Source organism: Streptomyces sp. NPDC028635 (genome assembly GCF_040637635.1).
In the GTDB taxonomy this organism is placed as follows: domain Bacteria; phylum Actinomycetota; class Actinomycetes; order Streptomycetales; family Streptomycetaceae; genus Streptomyces.
Window position 1 is genome coordinate 300,971 of the sequence record NZ_JBEZWX010000001.1, and the last position, 19,636, is coordinate 320,606.

At 72.2% G+C, this 19,636-nt stretch carries 22 protein-coding genes; 8 read left to right on the top strand and 14 right to left on the bottom strand.

What is annotated here, in order from left to right; genetic code table 11:
- Window positions 1-4: 4 nt before the first annotated feature.
- From AB0E88_RS00920 to AB0E88_RS00930, 3 genes are all read right to left on the bottom strand, one after another.
- Window positions 5-1,240: an epoxide hydrolase family protein gene (locus tag AB0E88_RS00920; protein WP_361621582.1), complete on the bottom strand. Its 1,236-nt coding sequence runs from the start codon at window positions 1,238-1,240 to the stop codon at window positions 5-7.
- Between the two features lie 225 nt (window positions 1,241-1,465).
- Entirely contained in the window at window positions 1,466-2,014 is a 549-nt protein-coding gene (locus tag AB0E88_RS00925; protein WP_361621585.1) for an NIPSNAP family protein, read from the bottom strand.
- Entirely contained in the window at window positions 2,011-2,478 is a 468-nt protein-coding gene (locus tag AB0E88_RS00930; RefSeq protein ID WP_361621588.1) for a hypothetical protein, read from the bottom strand. Before AB0E88_RS00930 ends, AB0E88_RS00925 begins: the two co-directional genes overlap by 4 nt.
- A 62-nt stretch (window positions 2,479-2,540) precedes the next feature.
- Here AB0E88_RS00930 and AB0E88_RS00935 point away from each other — a divergent pair, with 62 nt between their 5' ends.
- Window positions 2,541-3,491, top strand: coding sequence for a YafY family protein (locus AB0E88_RS00935; protein ID WP_361621591.1), 951 nt, complete (start codon window positions 2,541-2,543; stop codon window positions 3,489-3,491).
- Between the two features lie 251 nt (window positions 3,492-3,742).
- Here AB0E88_RS00935 and AB0E88_RS00940 read toward each other — a convergent pair whose 3' ends face one another.
- Window positions 3,743-4,942 (bottom strand): FAD-dependent oxidoreductase, encoded by a 1,200-nt coding sequence (locus AB0E88_RS00940; protein ID WP_361621594.1) that lies wholly within the window; start codon window positions 4,940-4,942, stop codon window positions 3,743-3,745.
- A gap of 112 nt (window positions 4,943-5,054) precedes the next feature.
- Complete coding sequence (locus AB0E88_RS00945; protein ID WP_361621597.1) at window positions 5,055-5,996, bottom strand: RNA polymerase sigma-70 factor; 942 nt, start codon at window positions 5,994-5,996, stop codon at window positions 5,055-5,057.
- 109 nt (window positions 5,997-6,105) lie between these two features.
- Between AB0E88_RS00945 and AB0E88_RS00950 the strand changes: the two genes are divergently transcribed.
- Entirely contained in the window at window positions 6,106-6,471 is a 366-nt protein-coding gene (locus AB0E88_RS00950) for a hypothetical protein (RefSeq protein ID WP_361621600.1), read from the top strand.
- A gap of 29 nt (window positions 6,472-6,500) precedes the next feature.
- Here AB0E88_RS00950 and AB0E88_RS00955 read toward each other — a convergent pair whose 3' ends face one another.
- Together AB0E88_RS00955 and AB0E88_RS00960 are read right to left on the bottom strand one after the other, a co-directional pair.
- Window positions 6,501-7,025 (bottom strand): AAA family ATPase, encoded by a 525-nt coding sequence (locus AB0E88_RS00955; RefSeq protein WP_361621603.1) that lies wholly within the window; start codon window positions 7,023-7,025, stop codon window positions 6,501-6,503.
- Between the two features lie 73 nt (window positions 7,026-7,098).
- Window positions 7,099-7,878, bottom strand: coding sequence for an NAD(P)H-dependent oxidoreductase (locus AB0E88_RS00960; RefSeq protein WP_361621606.1), 780 nt, complete (start codon window positions 7,876-7,878; stop codon window positions 7,099-7,101).
- Between the two features lie 138 nt (window positions 7,879-8,016).
- On the opposite strand from AB0E88_RS00960, the gene AB0E88_RS00965 reads away from it, so the two are divergent.
- Window positions 8,017-8,865 carry a helix-turn-helix transcriptional regulator gene (locus tag AB0E88_RS00965; RefSeq protein ID WP_361621609.1) on the top strand — a complete coding sequence of 283 codons (849 nt, stop codon included), beginning with the start codon at window positions 8,017-8,019 and terminating at the stop codon, window positions 8,863-8,865.
- A 216-nt stretch (window positions 8,866-9,081) separates the two neighbouring features.
- The gene (locus AB0E88_RS00970; protein ID WP_361621612.1) at window positions 9,082-10,296 is read left to right on the top strand and encodes a cation:proton antiporter; all 1,215 of its coding nucleotides are present in this window, start codon (window positions 9,082-9,084) and stop codon (window positions 10,294-10,296) included.
- A gap of 18 nt (window positions 10,297-10,314) precedes the next feature.
- Here the strand turns inward: AB0E88_RS00970 and AB0E88_RS00975 are convergent, their stop codons facing one another.
- Window positions 10,315-10,743: a hypothetical protein gene (locus AB0E88_RS00975; protein ID WP_361621615.1), complete on the bottom strand. Its 429-nt coding sequence runs from the start codon at window positions 10,741-10,743 to the stop codon at window positions 10,315-10,317.
- A 151-nt stretch (window positions 10,744-10,894) separates the two neighbouring features.
- Here AB0E88_RS00975 and AB0E88_RS00980 point away from each other — a divergent pair, with 151 nt between their 5' ends.
- Window positions 10,895-11,479 carry an alpha/beta hydrolase gene (locus tag AB0E88_RS00980; RefSeq protein ID WP_361621618.1) on the top strand — a complete coding sequence of 195 codons (585 nt, stop codon included), beginning with the start codon at window positions 10,895-10,897 and terminating at the stop codon, window positions 11,477-11,479.
- Window positions 11,480-11,552: 73 nt separating this feature from the next.
- On the opposite strand, the gene AB0E88_RS00985 is transcribed toward AB0E88_RS00980, so the two are convergent.
- Together AB0E88_RS00985 and AB0E88_RS00990 are read right to left on the bottom strand one after the other, a co-directional pair.
- Window positions 11,553-11,876: a nuclear transport factor 2 family protein gene (locus AB0E88_RS00985; protein ID WP_361621621.1), complete on the bottom strand. Its 324-nt coding sequence runs from the start codon at window positions 11,874-11,876 to the stop codon at window positions 11,553-11,555.
- 101 nt (window positions 11,877-11,977) lie between these two features.
- Complete coding sequence (locus AB0E88_RS00990) at window positions 11,978-13,081, bottom strand: saccharopine dehydrogenase NADP-binding domain-containing protein (protein WP_361621624.1); 1,104 nt, start codon at window positions 13,079-13,081, stop codon at window positions 11,978-11,980.
- 103 nt (window positions 13,082-13,184) lie between these two features.
- On the opposite strand from AB0E88_RS00990, the gene AB0E88_RS00995 reads away from it, so the two are divergent.
- Together AB0E88_RS00995 and AB0E88_RS01000 are read left to right on the top strand one after the other, a co-directional pair.
- The gene (locus tag AB0E88_RS00995; RefSeq protein ID WP_361621627.1) at window positions 13,185-14,150 is read left to right on the top strand and encodes a helix-turn-helix domain-containing protein; all 966 of its coding nucleotides are present in this window, start codon (window positions 13,185-13,187) and stop codon (window positions 14,148-14,150) included.
- Window positions 14,147-14,272, top strand: a complete 126-nt coding sequence (locus AB0E88_RS01000; protein ID WP_361621630.1) for a hypothetical protein — start codon at window positions 14,147-14,149, stop codon at window positions 14,270-14,272. The genes AB0E88_RS00995 and AB0E88_RS01000 overlap by 4 nt, the downstream gene beginning before the upstream one ends.
- Window positions 14,273-14,477: 205 nt before the next feature.
- On the opposite strand, the gene AB0E88_RS01005 is transcribed toward AB0E88_RS01000, so the two are convergent.
- The 3 genes from AB0E88_RS01005 to AB0E88_RS01015 form a co-directional block, all read right to left on the bottom strand.
- Complete coding sequence (locus AB0E88_RS01005; protein WP_361621633.1) at window positions 14,478-15,011, bottom strand: SMI1/KNR4 family protein; 534 nt, start codon at window positions 15,009-15,011, stop codon at window positions 14,478-14,480.
- Between the two features lie 64 nt (window positions 15,012-15,075).
- A complete protein-coding gene (locus AB0E88_RS01010) occupies window positions 15,076-16,413 on the bottom strand; it encodes a hypothetical protein (RefSeq protein ID WP_361621636.1) in 1,338 nt (445 codons plus the stop codon).
- A 228-nt stretch (window positions 16,414-16,641) separates the two neighbouring features.
- Entirely contained in the window at window positions 16,642-16,995 is a 354-nt protein-coding gene (locus AB0E88_RS01015) for a hypothetical protein (RefSeq protein ID WP_361621639.1), read from the bottom strand.
- Between the two features lie 218 nt (window positions 16,996-17,213).
- On the opposite strand from AB0E88_RS01015, the gene AB0E88_RS01020 reads away from it, so the two are divergent.
- The gene (locus AB0E88_RS01020) at window positions 17,214-18,140 is read left to right on the top strand and encodes a helix-turn-helix domain-containing protein (protein WP_361621642.1); all 927 of its coding nucleotides are present in this window, start codon (window positions 17,214-17,216) and stop codon (window positions 18,138-18,140) included.
- Window positions 18,141-18,195: 55 nt separating this feature from the next.
- Here the strand turns inward: AB0E88_RS01020 and AB0E88_RS01025 are convergent, their stop codons facing one another.
- Window positions 18,196-19,464: a geranylgeranyl reductase family protein gene (locus tag AB0E88_RS01025; protein ID WP_361621645.1), complete on the bottom strand. Its 1,269-nt coding sequence runs from the start codon at window positions 19,462-19,464 to the stop codon at window positions 18,196-18,198.
- Window positions 19,465-19,636 lie beyond the last annotated feature (172 nt).

Consider the following 19,636-nt stretch of genomic DNA (forward strand, 5'->3'; position numbering starts at 1 on the left):
TCGTTCAGGGCCTGCGGCCGCGGAAGGTGCGGCGCAGGTCGCTCACCCAGGCGTCGGGGTTCTCCCAGGGAATGAAGTGGCCGCCGTGGTCATGGGCGTTGACGCCGACGTGGTTGAACCACTTCGCCTGCGGGCCGGACCGGAACGCGCGGACGCGTTCGTCGGCGGTGTGGATGCCGGGCGGATTCTCGTACGTGACCAAGGTGAGGCCGACCGGGGCCTGCACGACGGGGGCGCGGTCGTGGGCGGGGGTCCACGGGTAGCGGTTGGCGTTGGCGTAGTAACGCATCGACGTGGCGATGGAGTTGTTCACCCAGTAGATCGTGGCGTGGGTGAGCAGATCGTCCTTGCTGAAGACGGATGCGAGGTCGCCGCCGTTGTCGCTCCAGGCGTTCCAGCGCTCCAGCAGCCACGCGAGCAGCCCGGCGGGGGAGTCGCTCAGGGCGTGGGCCAGCGTGGCGCCGTCGAGCATGTGCACGGCGAGGTGGGAGGCCCAGCGGTGGTCCTGCTCGATGATGCGGTCACGGATGCCGGCGGGCTGGTCGTCGGACAGGGGCCGGTTCCGGGCGAAGTCCCAGGCGCGCGGGCCGTTGAAGAAGTCGAGCGGCAGTCCGGAGCCGATGTGGATGCCGTACAGCTCGTCGGCGTACTTGTGCCCGAGCTGGCTGGAGACGAGCCCGCCGATGTCGCAGCCCCCGGCGGCGTACCTGTCGTATCCCAGGACCTCGGTCATCAGGGTGTGCCAGAGATCGGCGACCTTCCAGAAGTTGACGTCCGGAAAGCCGGTGAGCGGGCCGGGGAAGCCGAAGCCGGGCAGGGACGGCACGATGACGTCGAACGCGTCGGCGGGGTCGCCGCCGAACGCGGCCGGGTCGGCGAGCGGGCCGATCACCTTCGACCAGTGCCAGAACGTCCACGGCCAGCCGTGGGTGAGGATCAGCGGGACCGGGCGCGGGCCGCGGCCGGGCTTGCGCATGAAGTGCACCGGAACACCGTCGACACTCACCTCGTAGTGCTCGTGGACGTTGATGGCGCTCTCCGCCCTGCGCCAGTCGAAGCCGTCCCGCCAGTACGCGACCAGCTCACGCAGATGGCTGTCCGGGACGCCGTAGGACCAGTCCGCGTTCCCCTCGTCCAGCGGCGGACGGGTCAGTGCGAGACGGGCCCGCAGGTCGTCCAGGACCGCGTCGGACACATGGATCGGGGTGGGCTCCAGGGGAAAGGCGTGCGCGTCGGTCATGCCGTGACTCCTTACCGGACCGGGACGAGCGGTGCCGTCGGGCTGCGGGCTGCGGGCTGCGGGCTGCGGGCTGCGGGCTGGGCGAGCGGTGCCGTCGGATGGCGGGCTGGGTGAGCGGTGGGCCGGCCCGATGCGAGGAGTGCGGGCAGCGACACGGCGAACACCCGCCGCTCCCGCCGCACGACCGCGCACCCCTCCCACCAGGACTCGGCCTTCCCCCAGACCCTAGGCCGTCACCGGTTCGAGCCGCAGGATCCGGGTCGGCCAGGGCGGGGGCTGTGCCGGGCCGAACCAGACCCGGACGTCCTCCCCGGTGCGGACCGGCAGCCGGGGGAAGTCGTTCTCGGCGTGCTCGGTGCGATGCAGGGCATGACCCGGGCCGAGGTGCCGGGCGGCGTACACGTCGAAGGCGGTCGCCCCGGGCGGGTGGCAGACGGTCGCGAGCACCTCGGCAGCGCCGGGCCCCGGTGTGAAGCCCGGGCCGCGCAGCAGCAGGACGTCGTCGCTGTCGGTCATGGTGGCGTTGGCCGCGTCGCGGTGCTCCTGCCAGACGGGGCCGCCGTAGAACGCCTCCAGCGAGCGCCGGCGGCGCGCCATGTCGGGGAACGCGCGCAGCCAGACGAACCGGTTCGGGTCGTCCAGGTCCCGGAACCGTCCGCCGACGGTGATGCCGACCGCCTGCTGACCGGTCACGAACTCGCGCTCGAACAGCTCGATCAGCGTCTCCCGGGCCCCCGGACGCAGCGTGTACTGCCGCAGTTCGACGATGCTCATGCGCCGGCCCGCCCGCTACGGGTGAGGTCCATGGTCCAGTTGTGCTCCCAGGTGCGGCCGTCGTCGGCGGAGAACTCCTGTTCCCAGCGGGCGCGGTCCGGGCCGAGGCGGTACCAGGTGAAGTGCACCCGGATCGGGCGGCCGCCATAGGTGTCGTCACCGTGGAAGTCACCGCGGTCGCCGGTGAAGCCCCCGACCACGGGCGGGTCCAGCCGGCCCGTGCGGCTGTCGGACCAGTGGATCGACCAGCGCCGCGTCTCGCGGTCGAACAGGCGCAGGGTCACGCCCTGACGGCCCAGGGTGGGGAAGGTGATCTCGTCGATGTTGCCGGCGCCCCCGAACAGCGGCCGGACCACCGCGTGACCGGGGAACTCCACCCAGGTCCCGGAGCCCGCCTCGAGCGGTGCGGTGAGACGGCGGTTGGCCACGTCCCAGGAGCCGTGCAGGAAGTCGAAGTCGTTCATGCGCCGCAGACTAGGGACGGTCCCCTGACATCCCCTGTCAGTGAAGGCGGATACTGAACGGCATGCGCGCGAGCCGACTGGTCACCCTGCTCCTCCTGCTGCAGAACCGGGGCCGGATGACGGCCGGGCAGCTGGCCGAGGAGCTGGAGGTGTCCGTCCGAACCGTCTACCGGGACGTCGAGGCGCTCGCCGCCGCCGGCATCCCCCTGTACGGCGCCGCCGGACACGCGGGCGGCTACCGCCTGGTCGACGGCTACCGGACCCGGCTCACCGGGCTGACCCCCGACGAGGCGCAGGCCGCGTTCCTCGCCGCGCTGCCCGGCGCCGCCGCCGACCTCGGCCTCGGTGAGGCGCTCGCCACCGCCCAGCTCAAGCTGCGCGCCGCGCTCCCCGCCGAGCTGCGCGAGCACGCCGGGCGGATCAGGGAACGCTTCCTGCTCGACGCCCCCGGCTGGTACAGCGACGCCGACCGCACGCCCCACCTGGCCGCGGTCGCCGCCGCGGTGTGGGAGCGGCGGGCGGTGCTGCTGCGCTACCGGCGCTGGCGGGCGCCGGAGGAGATCGAGCGGCGGGTGGAGCCGTACGGACTCGTCCTGAAGGCGGGCCGCTGGTACCTGGTCGCGGGCGGCCCGTCGGGGATCCGCACCTACCGGGTCGACCAGATCCTCGCCCTTCGGCCCCTGGCGGAGTTCGCCGCTCCGGAGGGGTTCGACCTGGCCGCGTACTGGCAGGACCACGTGGCCGGCTTCCGGTCCCGGCTGCACACCGGGGAAGCCCTGGTGCGGCTCACCGCGGAGGGCGCCCGCCGTCTCGGAGTGACGCCCACGAGCGACGGGTGGACGAAGGCCCGCGTGCCGATCGAGTCGATCGACCACGCCCACGGGGAGTTCCTGCGGCTGGGCACGGACATCGAGGTCCTGTCCCCGCCCGAACTCCGCGACCGCATGGCGGAGACCGTACGCACGCTGGCCGCCCGCTACGACGACCACCCCGCGCGGACCCCGCGGACCTGACGTCCGGAGGGCGATCACGCGCCCGCGGATGCCCCTGCGCACGCGCGAAACGGTCCCGAACCCCGGCGAGCGCCCCCGCGGAGGCCGATGCGCACGCCCGAACCCGCGCCGGACCAGGCGAGTCGCCGTGACTCGGAACGTCCGGCGACACCCAGGCGCGCCCGACCGGCTCCCTGCCCCGGCGTGCGGCCGGCGGCAGGGGCCGGCGGGGGCTGTGTCAGCCGGCCTGGTCGAGATGGCGGACGGTGGATTCAGGCCGCCGCCCCGGCCGGTGCGGTGGCCGTCTGCGGGCGCAGGAGCCGGCGGCGCCGGGACGGCATGCCCACGGTCGGGTTGGCGACGCCCCAGGCCGCGCCCTTGCAGATCATCTCCTTGTAGAAGGCGGCCACGCGGCCCGTCAGGGCACGCTCGACCGCTCGGTCGTCGGCGGTGACGAACTGGATCAGGCCCTCCTTGCGGCCGAGGGAGACGCACTGCTGGAAGTAGCGGATGTCGACGCGGGGAACCTTCGCGCCGGTGAGACGGGCGGCGAGGGCGTCGGCGGCCTGCCAGGCCATGGGGACACCCGAGGCGCAGGACATCCGCAGGGGCTTGTCGCCCGGACCGATCGCCATCGCCGCGTCGCCCACGGCGTACACGTCCTCGTGGGAGACCGAGCGCATCGTGGCGTCGACCACGATCCGGCCGCCGTCGGTGACCTCGAGCGTCGTGGCCTGCGCGACGGGGTGGACGGCGAAGCCGGTGGTCCAGACGGTGACCTCGGCGGGCACCGTCCGACCGTCGGCCGTCGTCACGGCGTCCGCCGCCACGGCGGTGACCTCGGTGTGCTCGTGGACCGTGATCCCGAGGCGGTCCACCACTTTCCGCAGGTGGGCGCGGCCCTTGGCCGACAGCCAGTCGCCGAGCGCGCCGCGGACGGCGAGGGCGACGTCGAGGTCCGGGCGGGCCTCGGCGATCTCGGTCGCGGCCTCGACGCCGGTCAGGCCGCCGCCGACGACGACCACGGGCCGGCCCGCGCCCAGGGCGGCCAGGCGGTCGCGCAGCCGCAGCGCGCCGGGCCGGCTGGAGACCTCGTGGGCGTGTTCGGCGACGCCGGGGACACCGCCGTCGTTCCAGCCGCTGCCGAGGGCGTAGACCAGGGTGTCGTACGCCAGGTCCTCCCGCTCGGCGCCGTCGCCGGCCGTGACCGTCACCGCCTTGCGGTCCACGTCCACGGCGGTGACCCGCGCGAGCTTCAGCTTGACGCCCGTGCCCGCGAACATCTCGCCGAACGGCCGGGGCCTGAGGTCCTGGCCGGTCGCCAGCTGGTGCAGCCGGACCCGCTCGACGAAGTCGGGCTCGGGGTTGACGAGGGTGATGGTGACGTCCTCGCGGTGCAGCCGCTTGGCGAGGCGCCCGGCGGCGATGGCTCCGGTGTAGCCGGCTCCGAGGACGACGATGCGGTGCTGCATGGGGCTGCTCCTGTCGGTGAGGATCGCGCCGCTGTCTGCGCGGCTTCGCCCCCTGAACCGGACAGCCCGACGTTTCCTGACAGGATCGGGATGTGAAGCACGTCACATCTGCTCAGAGGGTGTACAGCGGGGCCCCGTGGTCCGCGGCGGCCCACTGCGCACTCGCGCGGACGAGCTTGTCCGGGTTGACCTGACTGCGCAGCGCGACGATGCCCCGCTCGCTCACCTCCAGGCAGGTGACACCGACGACCCGGCCGTCCACGACCGCCACGACGGCGGGTTCCCCGTTGGCCGTCGTCGCGTAGATCTCGGCCGCGCCGCCGATGTGGGCCCGCTTGGCGGCGCTGGGCTTGAACAGGCCGCGCAGGAACTTGGCGACCGCGAGCGCCCCCTCGAACGCCTTCGCGCGAGCCGGGACCTTCCCGCCGCCGTCCCCGACCGAGACGGCGTCCTGGGTCAGCAGCCGCACCAGGGGTTCGGTCCGGCCGCTGGTCGCCGCGGCCAGGAACTCCTCGACGATCCTGCGGGCGGCGGCCTCGTCGATCTCGGTACGCGCCCTGCCGGCCGCGACGTGCTTCCTGGCCCGGTGATGGATCTGCTGGCTGGCGGCCTCGGTGATGTCGAGGATCTCGGCGATCTCGCGGTGCGGGTAGTCGAAGGCCTCGCGCAGCACGTACACCGCGCGCTCGTTGGGCGACAGACGCTCCAGCAGCACGAGGACGGCGTACGACACCGACTCACGCTGCTCGACGGTGTCGGCCGGGCCGAGCATCGGGTCCCCGGCGAGCAGCGGCTCGGGGAGCCACCTCCCCACGTACGTCTCGCGCCGGGCACGTGCCGAAGTGAGCTGGTTCAGGCAGAGGTTGGTGAGCACCTTGGTCAGCCAGGCCTCGGGCACCTCGATCCGCTCGACGTCGGCCGCCTGCCAGCGCAGGAACGTCTCCTGCACGGCGTCCTCGGCCTCGCTCGCCGAGCCGAGCAACCGGTAGGCGATCGCCTCCAGCCGGGGCCTGGCGGCCTGGAACCGGTCGACGTCACGCGTGATCAGGGCCATGCCTCAAATCCTAGGCAAAGGATGCCGACCAGGGCAGACGTACGGGCCGAGGCGCTCGGCACATCCCTCTATGCTGACCCGGCGGCGACCAAGGGGGAGGGGGCAGTCGATGGACTGGTTCTGGTGGGTGCTCATAGCATTCTGGACAGGCGGCTTCGCCTGGGCGGCGGACAACATCCGCACCGCGCTGCGCAACCGGCACGAGCGCAGACTGCAACTGCTGGAGGCGGCGAAACAGGAGCGCTTGGCCGTCGAAGCGGCGAACAAGCCCCCGGAGCCGGTGTGCGGCTGCACGCACCACCTGGCCAAGCACGACAAGCAGGGCCGCTGCCACGAACGAGTCGAGGTGCCGACGGCCTGGGACGAGAACAAGAAGCCCCTGCGCTACGAGGCCGCCCAGTGCAACTGCCAGCAGTACGTGGGCCCGCAACCCCTGTCCCAGGTGTACGCGGAGGACCTGACCGACCTGGCGTGACCGCGGAGCGATCCCATCGGGCGCCAGTGTCACCCCTCGACGGACTCCGCGATCCGCAGCGCGGCCTCGGCGGGTGTCAGGTGCGTGGTGTCGACGACCTCGGCCTCGGCGTGCAGCCAGGTGCGGGCCGCCTCGGCGTAGGGCTCGAGGTGGTGGAGGCGGAAGGGAGAGTCGCGGCCGACCACCGTGTCGCCCGCGATGCGCGCGCGGAGGGTGTCCTGGTCGGCGTGGAGGACGAAGTGCCGTACGGGAATCCCGTGGTGGGCGAGGCCCGAGCTGATCTCGCGCCAGTACTGCTCGACCAGCACGGTCATGGGCATCACCAGCGTGCCGCCGGCGTACTCGAGGACGCGTCGGGCGGTCTCGACCACGAGCGGCCGCCACGGCGGCCAGTGCTGGAAGTTGTCCGTCGCGGGCAGCCCCGGCGTGATGTCCATGAGCGTCTCGCCGACCTTCTCGGCGTCGAACACCCGCGAACCGGGGAGCAGTTGCTGCACCAGCGCACTGGTCGTCGTCTTGCCCGCGCCATGGGTGCCGTTGAGCCATACGATCATGAGGCGCCAGGCTAGCGCGGGTCGAGGGCTGCACCGCGGGTCCGTCCTCGCTTCCTCCCGCCGGTCGCCGGTGTCAGGCGCGCACGTGCAGGGTGAAGCCCGTGCGGCCCGCGGGCTCCAGTCCCTCCTTCAGTCGCAGTGAAGGGATCTCGTAGTCGCCGAAGTTCTGGCGCCGGAACGCGATCGGCTCGGTCGACTCCAGGGTGAGCAGGCGCTGCGTCCAGGCCTTGGCGGCGTCCGGGAAGTCCTCGCGGGTCATCCGGTCGGCGCCGTACAGCACGAACGGCGGCAGCACCTCGACGCCCGGGTAGTAGAGGATGCCGTGGTGGATCGGGAACAGCAGGTCGTCGATGGGGCCGTTGATCCCGCGAGCGGCGTAATGCGACTCCGGGCCGCCGACGGTCACCGACAGCAGAGCCCTCCTGCCCGCGAGGGTGCCCTCACCGAAGCGCTCGCCGTACTTGGTCTCGCTGTGCTCGCCGACGCCGTAAGCGAAGCGGTAGGTGAACACCCGGTCCACCCAGCCCTTGAGGATCGCGGGCATCGTGTACCACCACAGCGGGAACTGGAAGACGATCGTGTCGGCCCACAACAGCTTCTCCTGCTCGGCGCGGACGTCCGGGGTGAGCGTGCCGGCCTCGAAGGCCCGGCCCGAGTCCAGGGGGACCTTCAGCGGAGTCGAGGCGTGGGGGCCGTAGTCCTCGGCGTCCACGACCGCCTTCCAGTTCATCGCGTACAGGTCGCTCACCACCACCTCGTGCCCGGCGTCCTCCAACGTGGACACCGCGAGGTCCTTCAGCGCGCTGTTGAGCGACTTGGGCTCCGGGTGGGCGTGGACGATGAGCGTCTTCACGGGAACTCCTTCGGATCGGGTGCCTTCGATCCTGGAGCGCCGCGGCGCCCGCGTTCAGGGGCGCCGCTTCCGTCGGACGGGACTTCCTGGTAACGGCAGTACCACCTTCACGGGCGGCGCGAAGGCCATACTGGCGGCATGGACGATCTCGCCGGCTTCCTGCGGACCCGCCGTTCCCGGGTCGACCCGGCGGCCGTGGGCATCCCCACCGACAGCCGCCGTCGGGTCGAGGGGCTGCGCCGCGAAGAGGTCGCGCACCTGTCCGGAGTCAGTGTCGACTACTACGTACGCCTGGAGCAGGGCCGCGCGACCCAGCCCTCCGAGCAGGTCCTCGACGCACTGGCCCGCGTCCTCGCCCTCGACGAGACCGAACGCGGGCACCTCCACCGGCTGGCCCGGCAGCGCCGCCGCAGCGCGAACGTGCCCGGCGGGCGGGTCCGGCCGGAGCTGCGGCGCGTCCTCGGCCTGGTCACCGACGCACCCGCGCTGATCATGAACCACCGCCTGGACGCGCTCGCGGGGAACCGCCTCGCCGGGCTCCTCTTCGGCCGGCCGATGCCGGGCCTGAACATCGCCCGGCACATCTTCCTCGAGGAGACCGAGGGCGGCCTCTACGCCGACTGGGAGACCTGCACCCTCGACGTGGTCGGACACCTGCGCCTGGCCGCCGGCACATACCCCGAGGACCCCCGCCTGGCCTCGCTCATCGGCGAGCTGGCGATGGGCAGCGAGCGCTTCCGCCGCCTGTGGGCCCGCGCGGACGTCCGGGCCCGCACCCATGGACGCAAGGCGTACCGGCACCCGCTGGTCGGACTGCTGGAACTGCACCAGGAGAACTTCGCGCTCCCGGACGAGCCGGGCATGGAGCTGCTGGTGCTGTCCGCAGCGCCCGGCAGCCCCGCCGAGGACGGCCTGCGCCTCCTCGCGCGCCTGGACTCCGACACCGGCGACGGACAGCCCGCGGCGCACGCTCAGCTCGGCGAGTGACCCGACGCCGCGGCAGCGGGCCATCGGCACGCCCACCCCAGGGGTCGGCGGACCATCGGCACGCCCGCCCCAGGGGTCACGGCCGACGGCCGAGATCGCCCCGGGCGGCGGCCCCCACGACGAGGGCCGGGCGGTGCACGGCCACCTCAGCGAACCAGGCCCGGACGTGGCCGTCGGTGCGGCAGCACCGCGCCGCTGTCGTGCTGAGGTGGCGTCATGTTCCATCCCGGCACCCTCGTCCTGATCATGACGGCCGCCGTACTGGCTCCCCTCCTCGCGGACGGAGCGGCGCGGTGGGTCCGTGTTCCGCTGGTCGTCTTCGAGATCGCCCTCGGCATCGTGATCGGCCCCGATGCCCTCGGCTGGGCCCATACCGACCAGATCGTCGACACCCTGTCCCATCTGGGACTGGCCATGCTGATCTTCCTGGCAGGGTACGAGATCGACTTCGCCGCCGTCCGTGGCGCGACCCTGCGCCGTGCCGCGGGAGCATGGCTGATCTCCCTCGCCCTCGGCATCGGGCTCGCCTTCTGGATCAACGACGGCGCGACATACCGGGCGTTCGTCGTCGGTACCGCTCTGACAAGTACGGCCCTGGGCACGGTGCTGCCCATTCTGCGTGATCGCGGAGAGCTGCACGGCCGCTTCGGCACGGTGGTCTCGGCGTTCGGCGCCGTGGGGGAGTTCGGGCCGGTGGTCGCGACGGCGCTGCTCCTGAGCGGGCGCAAGCCCGGCGAGTCCGCGGCCCTGCTCGTCGCGTTCGCCCTGATCACTGCCGCGACCGTGTGGTGGGCGCTGCGGCCGCGGCCGCCCTGGTTCTCCCGGCTGATCGACACGACCCTGCACAGCAGCGGGCAGTTCGCGGTCCGCTTCGTCGTGCTGCTGCTCGTCGGCATGCTCGCCTTGGCCGAGGCGTTCGGGCTCGACATCCTCCTCGGCGCCTTCGCCGCCGGCGTCCTCACCCGGATCGTCCTGCACGGTGCCTCGGCGGCCCACAGCGCCGAGGTCTTCGGCCGGCTGGAGGCCCTCGGGTTCGGCTTCCTGGTGCCGTTGTTCTACGTCGTCACCGGCATCGAGTTCGACCTGAAGGCCCTGTTCGACGGCGGCCGTCCGCTCCTGCTGCTCCCGGTGTTCCTGCTGCTGTTCCTGCTGGTGCGCGGTGGGCCGGTGTACGTCCTGGCACCGCACCGCCTCGGGCCCGGCGGCCGGCCGGCGCTCGCCCTGTTCGCCGCGACCTGCCTGCCGCTCGTCGTGGCCATCACATCGATCGGCGTCGACCAGAAGGTCCTCGGCACCGATGAGGCGGCCGCACTGGTCGGCGCAGCCATCCTCTCGGTCCTGCTGCTGCCCCTGGCGGCGATGCGGCTGCGCGCCCGGGGCGGCGGCGAGGAACCGATGTCACTGTCCTCGACGGAGTCCGAGGCCTGGTGAGGAACCCGCAACCTGTGACTAGTGGTCGTTGAGGTAGTAGTGCGTGGTCACGCCGTAATCGTGGTAGAGCGGTCCCAGCCAGAGCGTGACCTCGATTTCCTTGTTCTCCGGGAGATTGTGGCTGCCCCCGTCGGAGGCCCTGGCGGAGGCGCACGATCCCTCGCCGCCCGAGGCCCTGAGCGAGTAGGCCGAGACCCAGCCGTTCACGCTCTCGTACGAGACTTCGGCCTCGGGGGTACGGCCGTCGGCGTTCGTGTCGCAGAGCGAGACGACGTCGCCGTACTCGGCGATGTAGACCGTGCCGCCCTTGCCGGCGTCCACGGTGGTCCACGTGTGGTCCCAACTGCCGGGCGGGTCGACCGTTGCCGACGCCGACGACGCGGTGGCGAGTACCCCACCTGCGGCGATGACGGTGGTGGCGGCCAAGGTCGCGATCCTGTGACGCATCTTTTCCCTCTCCCCGCTCGCTCGGACAGTCCGGCGAGCGGTAGCGACCGTATGTCATCCCGGCGACGGTGAACATGTTTTCGATCAACTTTCTCGCGTGATGCCGCGAGGCGGATCCAGTTGTCCACTGGCCGGAAAGGGGCGATTGCACATGACAGGGACTCAGCAGGTCTTGTTCGTCCAGGGCGGTGGCGCGGGCACGCACGACGCGTGGGACGACAAGCTGGCCGGCAGCCTGCGGCGAGAACTCGGGGACGCGTACGAGGTCCGCTATCCGCGGATGCCTCACGAGGACGACCCGAGCCTTGCCCGATGGGGCCCGGTGATCCGGCGCGAACTGGCGGACCTCCGGGACGGCGCGGTCGTGACGGGCCACTCCGTGGGCGGAACGATCCTCGTCCATGCACTCGCCGAGCAGCCGCCGCAGAGCGGGCTCGCAGCGATCGTCCTGATCGCCGCCCCGTTCGTCGGCGACGGCGGCTGGCCGGGCACCGAGTTCGAACTGCCCGGCGACCTCGGCGCGAGACTGCCGCGGGGGGCGCGCGTGCACGTCTTCCACGGACTCGAGGACGAGATCGCCCCACCGCTGCACGCCGACCTCTACGCTCGCGCCATCCCGCAGGCACAACTGCACCGGCTGCCCGGACGCGATCACCAGCTGAACAACGACATGAGCGAAGTGGCCGAAGCGATCAGCCCCGGCAGGCGCCGGACCCGGCCCCCCGCACGTCCGTAGGACACGGCGCTCCCTGAATGCACCGCTTTTCAGGCGAGGCCGCGGGGCGGGGCGCCTGCCGTCCGCGACCGCCCTACGCCTGGCCGGTCTCGAAGCGGGACACCTTGCCGTCCTCCACGGTGAAGTGCCACCTGGTCCGCATCTCGCCCCAGGTGTCGTTGCGGTAGCGGGCGACGAGCGCGCGGCCGTCGTCCGCCTCCGCCTCGACGTCCATGTGCCCGCGGGTGGAGAACACCTCACGGTCGAGCCACTCGCGGACGTCGCGGTCGGTTCCGTCGTCGGCCATGGTCGCGCCCGGCGTCAGGACGTCGTACACGGCGCTCTGGTCGCCCGCGTTGAGGGCCGTGACGAAGGAACGCACGGCCGGGTCGCTGAGCTGCTTCACGGGAATCGTCATGCCCTAGCCGTACACCCGCCGCCGCCGACCCCGTCGTACCCCGGCCGTGGCCGTCCCTCCGACAGCGGGCCCGCGGCCGGGCCCGCCGGCGCGGTCGGGGGTCAGTCGCGGGCCGTGCCGTCGCCGTCTCGGCCGAGCCCTGAACGGCGGCCGGGCCGGCCGCGGTCGACAGATGCCTGCGGAAGGGTGACGGTGATGTGGGGCGCCAGCGACCGGAGGAAGTCGGCCGCGTCGAAGATCTCGCCGGCCGAGGCGACGCCCACGGTCCGGGTCCGCCCGTCGAGGACGCGGGCGACGGCCTCGACCGCGAGGGGCGCCGTGACGGCGTAGATGTCCTGCCCGCCGGCGACCGCCCCGCGCTGGGCGTCGCCTCGGCGTACGACGACGTCGACGAGGAAGGTCTGCGCGGAGCGCCCCCGCTCGTCGACGGCGCTCGGCGCGGGCGTGTCGGGTGAGCTCACCCCTCCCGCGGCCTCGGTCGTCATGTAGGTGCGCACCTCGGGGACGGCCAGGTGGCTGGGGACGGTGACGACGTCGGCCATGGTGAAGCCGCCGATGACGGACCGGCTGCCCATCGGCTGCGGGAACGGCCACGTCAGGGTGGGCAGTTCGTCGTCGTGGTACTCCAGGCGGCCCCCGGTGAACCGCACCCGGCGTCCGCCGCGCCGTTCGGCGGACACCTTGCCCGCGAGCCGGGTGCCCGGTGTGGGGTGCCAGCTGTTCAGACCGTAGGCGATGTGCACCTCGTCGGCCTCGGTCCAGTCACCCATCGCCGCGGTGACCAGCAGATCGCCGAGCCCGCCGTAGAAGGCCATCGCGGGCACGACCACCGCGCCGGCCCGGCGGGCGCGCTCCGCGAAGTGCGCGAAGGTGTCGGCGTTCGCCTCGATCTCGGCGGCGACATCGACGTACGGGATCCCGGCGCGCAGAGCGGCCTCGATCACCGGGGCCGCGGTGACGGCGAACGGCCCCGCGCAATTGACGACGGCCGCGACCCCGTCCAGGGCCCGGTCGAGCGCGCCGGCGTCGTCCACGGCAGCCGGTCCCACGTCGAACCCCGGGAACTCGTCGGCCAGTGCCCCGAGCTTGCGGGCGTCGCGCCCCACCAGTACCGGGGTGAACCCCCGCTCCACCAGGTGGGCCACCACGAACCGCCCCGTGTGCCCGTACGCGCCGTACACCGCCACCGCTCGTCCCGCCGGCATGACGTCCTCCATTTCCGCGAACCGATCAACCGGAGCCCATCCTGACGGGGCCGGGAAGCCGACCGTGAGTGTCCGGAACGACACACCCCATACACTTCCGGACATGGCTTCTGTCGCGCTCGCCGTCACGGACGGCATGCTGCACTTCGAACTCGCCGTGGCGCTCGAGGTGTTCGGATCCGCACCGGCCGCCGTCACCGTCCCCTGGTACGACCTGACCGTGTGCGCCCCGCACCCCGTCCGGCTGGGCCCCTTCCGTCTCGCCCCCGACCACGGCCTCGAGCGTCTTCGGCGCGCCGACACGGTGATCGTCCCCGGCTGGGCCGACGTCGACGTCCCCCCGCCCCCGGACCTCGTCGCCGCGCTGCGGGCCGCCCACGACGGGGGCGCCCGCATCGTCTCCCTGTGCACGGGCGCCTTCGTCCTGGCCGCGGCCGGTCTCCTGGACGGCAGGCGCGCCACCACCCACTGGGCCCACACCGACGTCCTCGCCGGCCGCCATCCCGCCGTCCAGGTCGACCCGGACGTCCTCTACGTCGACGACGGCACCGTGCTCACCTCCGCCGGCAAGGCCGCCGCACTCGACCTGTGCCTCCACCTCGTCCGCCTCGACCACGGCTCGGCGATCGCCAACACCGTCGCCCGCCGCCTCGTCGTCCCGCCGCACCGGGCCGGCGGCCAGGCGCAGTTCGTCTCCGCTCCCGTCCCCGACCAGGACGACCATCCGCTCGCCGCGCTCTTCCCGTGGATCATCGAACGCCTCGACCAGCCCCTGACCGTCGAGGACCTGGCCCGCCGGGCCGGCATGAGCTCCCGCCACCTCGGCCGCCACTTCCGCGCGGCCACGGGCACCACACCCCTCCAGTGGCTCCTCGCCCAGCGCATCCGCCACGCGCAGGAACTCCTGGAGAAGACGGACGACGACATCGACACCATCGCGAGGTCCACGGGCATGGGTACGGCCACGACGCTGCGCCGCCACTTCAACCGCACGCTGGGGGTACCCCCGGACACCTACCGCCGCACGTTCCGCTCCCGAACCCGGGAACTCTCACCGCACGGCGCGTGAGCCTCCCACCGCGGCCCGGCTACTCCGCCGCGGCGCCCCTGCGGGCCCGCACCCACGGAACCAGGAACCAGACGGCCACAATCACCGCGGACGTCACCGCGGTGGTCGACCAGCCCCTGTAAATGCCCGCGAACGCGGTGACAAAGCGCATGACGACGGTGAACGCACCCCAGACCGCAAGCCACCGCACCGCTTCCACCACGGGCCCCCGTCGCCGCATGACGCGATCATATCCACGGGCCGAAGGACAGCAGTGCGATGTCTGCCGAGACCCCTTCCTCCGGGGGGTGCGAGCGCCGCCCGCAGGTACCGCGGGCGTCGCCTCCTTCAGCGGCACAGTCCCATGATGACGGCGTCGAAGTCGGGAAATTCCTGCGCGGCCTGCGCGATGACCGCCTGCGCCGATGCCTGGCAGCCCGGCGCGTGGTGCTGAGCAATGCCCACGAGGGCCTCATTGGTCCGGGGAGCCCAATCGGATTCGGGCTCGTCCGCGGTGGCGGCCTCCCAGGGGCCGAAACCGTCAGCCAGGAGCCACAGGAACGAGGCGAGGTCCCGTGCGATGACTCCTGTCTCCCCTTCGGAGCCCAGAAAGACGACCGGCTGTTCCCTCAACTCCCTTCCCGGGCGGACCAGCCAGAACGCCGCGCACCCACCGGTACCGTCCTGGCCGAAGACTCGGAAGGCGTCGCCGTCCAGGTCGCCGTTGCCCGTCCAGGCGCGAAACCAGTCCGTCGTCGCGTCGGCGCTCAGGAAGGCTTCGTAGGGTTCGAAATCCACACTGTCCTCGCCGATGCAGTCGAGCCGAACGGCCATGGCAGCAGCGAGCTCGGCGGGGAACTGACGGTCTTCCTGCGGGATCATGCGAACAGAGTAGTGATCAGCGCGCGCCGGCCGTGCCGCCATGGCCGGCGCCGAACCGGCCCCCTCACCGGTGGGTGAACACGCACGCCATCCGGGTGTCCGGGTTGCTGCTCAGGCCCACGACCGCGCCGCCGTCCGCGCGGTTCACGCGGGCGTGGGCGCCCGCGAAGCCGCGTGAGGTGAGGAAGACGCCGAGGACCGCGATGCACTCCTGGACCGCGCCGGTCGCCGGGTCGAGGACCGGCTCGGTGCGCGGTGTCACCCGCTCCTGCACCACGTAACCCCGCGCGGCGGCCTTCGTCAGCACCGCGTGCCACTCCGCCTCGGAGCACTCCCAGCCGGCGAAGGTGTCCAGGCCCCCGTGGCCCGCGCCCGGCTTCAGGATCAGTTCCTCGCGGCGCTCGTGGCACTCCTCGAGAAGATCCGCAGGAGCCGCCGGGCCCAGCGTGCGGCTCCACGGCAGCACCCGTTGCACCAGCTCCCGTTCCGCGTCGTCGAAGGCGTCCGCCGAGCGCGGGTCGGACACCATGGCGAGCGCGTTCTTGTGCGCGTACAACCCGCTCTCCAGCGTGGTGAACAGCACCGTCCGCCCCGCGTCGTGCGCGCGGAACAACTGCTCGGCGACCTCCGGGCCCGCCGGGTCGTCGAGCAGCTGGCTGGCGCCGAAGTTGCGCAGCACCAGGTCGAGAGGCGCGCCGTCCAGGGTCAGCTTCCCGTCGGACCGGGTGCGCAGTCGGCCCACCTCGCCGATCCGCACGTCGAGGCCCTGCATCGCCATGGCCTCCTGCATCGACCGCATCAACGGCCCGTACGCGGCGACGCCCCCGTGCCCCTCGACCAAACCGATCACCGGCTCCGCCGAGCCGCCCGACAGCGCCGGCCGGGCCCGCTCGCGCAGGTCCTCCGCGAGCCGCGCGGCCGTGTCGACGTACGACAACCCGTGCGCGGCGGCGAAGTCGGAGAACTCCGGGACGCCCAGCAGCGCCGCGTTGCACACGGCCATGTCCATGCCGCCGATCTCGCTGCCGAGGTTGAACTCCAGGAGCCGGTAGCCACGTCCGTCGTGGTACGCGTCGGCGCGCCCCAGCTTCGCCGGGTGCCCGTCCGCCGAGCGCCGCAGCAGGGCCGCGTGCCGGGGCGCGAGCCCGAGCGCGGCGGCGTACCGCTCCCGGTCGCCCTCGAACAGGCGGTCCGGCAGCGAGACGAGGAGGGCGAACAGGTCCTCCACGTCACGTGCGAAGACGGCGGTTTCCTCCGCCGCCGCGAACCACGGCCGGGCCAGCAGATGCCTGCGCCAGGCGCCGCCGTACACGGGCGGCAGCGCGGCACGCGCGACCACGTCCCGCAGCCCCTCGTTCCCGTTCCGGCACTCGTCCACGTATATGCGGCTCAGCTGAGTCATGAGCCCAGTCGATCACGGACCGGTGCACGAAGGGGAGGCCCGCGGCGGACCCCTCGCCCACAGCGCGCGGGCGGGGAAGTCCTCGCCGTGCTCGTCGAGTTCGGGCCCGGCCGCGGGCCGGGGCAGCCCTACGCGCAGGCGGGTGGTTGGCCGTGTCCCGGACGCGGGCCCTGATCGAGAACACCGGGTTCCGGTTCGATCCCCGGCCGTGATCGGCGAGGACGGGCCTCACCCCACCTGCGTGCGGTCCCCGATGATCTCGTCGCCCAGATTGCACCATGCGACGCTCTCCGCGGGCGCCCACACCCACGGGCCGTAGTGCACGTACTGGTAGCCGCCGAGCGTCTCGCACGTGATCACTTCACGGTAACGCCCGGAGTCGCACCAGGTCTTGTTGCCGTGATGGCCCGCGCTGCCGAACACCCGTTGGCCCCAGCACGACCGCAGCGCGGAATCGCTGGACACAGGCGCAGCGGTCGACGACGAGACGCTGTGGGCCGCCGCGCTCGGCGCGAGCGTCAGCACTCCGCCCAAGACGACTGCCGTGGAGGCCACTGCCTTTGCGATACGACTTTTGATCACGGAGATCTCCCGGTTGTCCGACGAGATGGATATGAGGTGATCGGCTCATGCCGTTCCGGCGATTGATCGCCTGGCACCTTCGATGACGACCGTAGGCGCCGTTCATGGCCCGAGGACACCAATGCGCGCACCGCGACTCCCCATTTCGCGCACCGTGCACCGTGCACCCTGCGGCAGTAAGCTGCCGCTCGAAAACCGGGGGCCGGAGGTATATCCGCATGACAGACTGCACAAGTTCCCGATTACGAAGCGCGGAGTCGTTCGAGGCGGTCGCCTCGGCCCTGTTCGCCCCCTTGCGGGTGCGGGACCCGGGCCCGACGGAGTTCGAAGCCGTGGTCGACCACACGGTCATCGGGCCGGTCGTCGTCGCTCGGATCAGAGCCACCGCCGCAACGGTGACGCGGGACAAGCGCAGCATCACCTCCAGCGACATGGAGTGGATGCATTTCAATCTGCACCACCACGGTTCCGTCACGGCGACCCAGGACGACCGGACCACGACGGTGAAACCCGGTGAACTGTTCACCTGTGACAACACGCGCCCTTATCGGCTCATCGGTGCCGACTCCAGTGACATGACCGTGTTCTGCGTTCCCCGGGCAAGTCTCGGCCGGCACGCGGATTCCGTGAGCCGACGCACGACGCTCCCCATTCCCGCCCAGGGCGGGATCGGCCGGCTCCTGGGCCACGCCCTGTCCGCAGCGGACGAAGATCTGCCGCGTCAGGGTGTGTCTCGCGCCTATCTGGCCGACGCGCTCACCTCGCTCCTCCTCGCCGCTTTCGCCGACACCACCCCCGAGCGGGCCTGTGTCGCCAGCGACCTCGCCGATCGTATCCGCGCCTACGCACTGGCTCACCTCGGCGACCCGCACCTCAGCGCGGAACGTGTCGCGCATCAGCACCGCATCTCGGTCCGGTACCTCCATGCGCTCCTCAGGGGGAGTGGTCCGACCTTCGCCGCCTGGGTCCGGCATGAGCGGTTGCTCCGTATCCGCCGAGACCTTCTCTCACCCGCCTCCGCGTACACCTCCACGGCCGCGATCGCCGCGCGCTGGGGACTGCGCGACACCAGACACCTGGGCCGGGCCCTGAAAAGGGAGTTCGGCGAGACCGTCAGCGACCTGCGCCGCCGGCGCGAGAGCTGAGGGGCGGCCGGCCGCGGACGTCACCGCCCCGAGCGGACCGCGGCGCGTGGCCTGTTCACGCCGGTGGCGCCAGCCGCTGCAGTGTGGTGATCACACGGTCGAGCGCGTCCTTGCTGTGCGGGTCGGACAGATTGGTCCACAGCTTGAACATGAGGGTCCGCAGGACCGGCAGGCGCATGCTGTTGGTGGCGACGGCCTTCATGACCGCGGGCCGGTTGAGGGCCTGCACGATGAGGCGTCCGAGGGTGAAGTAACTGCCGTAGCAGCTGCGGACGAGGTCGGGGTAGGACTGGAGGACCTGCTCCCGTCGGGCGGCGGTGGGCTGGGCGAGCGCGCGGGAGACGACGTCGGCGCTGAGCCGGCCCGACTCCATGGCGTAATCGATGCCCTCGCCGCTGAGCGGGTTGATCATCCCGCCGGCGTCACCGGTCAGCAGCACGCCCCTCGTGTACTGCGGGTGCCGGTTGAAACCGGCCGGCAGGGGAGCTCCGCGGACCGGGCCGACGGCATGCGCCTCGTCGAAGTGCCAGGCCGCGGGCAGGCGCCGTGTCCACGCCTGCAGCATCTGCCGGTGGTCGACGTCCGGTTTCTGTCCCACGTGGAAGGTACCGAGTCCGACGTTGAAGGTGTTGCCGCCGACGGGGAAGATCCACGCGTACCCGAACGGCATATAGGTGCGTCCGCTCCGGTTGCGCGTCTCCAGGTCGAGCCAGATCTCGAGGTGGTCGTCGTTGCGGCGTGCGGCGGTGTAGTAGCGGCGTACGGCCACCCCCATGGGCCGGTCGATGCGCTGGTGCAGCCCGAGCGCGACGGCCAGGCGGCTGGACGCGCCGTCCGCTGCGACGACCACGGGTGCCCGGTAGGTACGCGACGCGCCGTCGTGCTCGGCGGTGACACCGGTGACCCGACCGGTCGCAGCGTCGATGACGGGTGCGGTGACCTTGGTCGCCTCCAGCAGACGGGCCCCGGCGGCCACGGCGTGACGGGCGAGGAGCTGGTCGAAGTCCTCGCGGGTGCGGACGAGGCCGAAGGCGGGGAAGGAGGCCACCGTGGGCCAGGGCATCAGCACGGTGGCCCCGACGCCGTACACCCGCAGGCCCGCGGTGCGCACCCAGCCGTCGCCGTCGATGCCGACCCCCATCGCGGTCAGCTCCTTCACGGCGCGGGGCGTCAGCCCGTCCCCGCAGATCTTGTCCCGGGGAAACGCCGCTTTGTCCAGCAGCAGGACGCTGTGGCCCGCCGCTGCCAGGTAATAGGCGGCGGTCGATCCGGCTGGGCCGGCACCGACGACGATCACGTCGGCGGACTCGTGAGCGGCAGCCAAGGACACGGCATCTCCTTCTGTTCCGGCACCACCGCCGGAGAGGGGCGGGACCGCCGTGTGCAGCCCCTCCCGAGTTTTGGTCACGCCGGAGCGGCTGCAACCGTTCCCGCCGGTGAGTGACCCGGACTGGTGAACGGCGCTGAGGCGCACTACGCCGAACCGCGGACGCCAC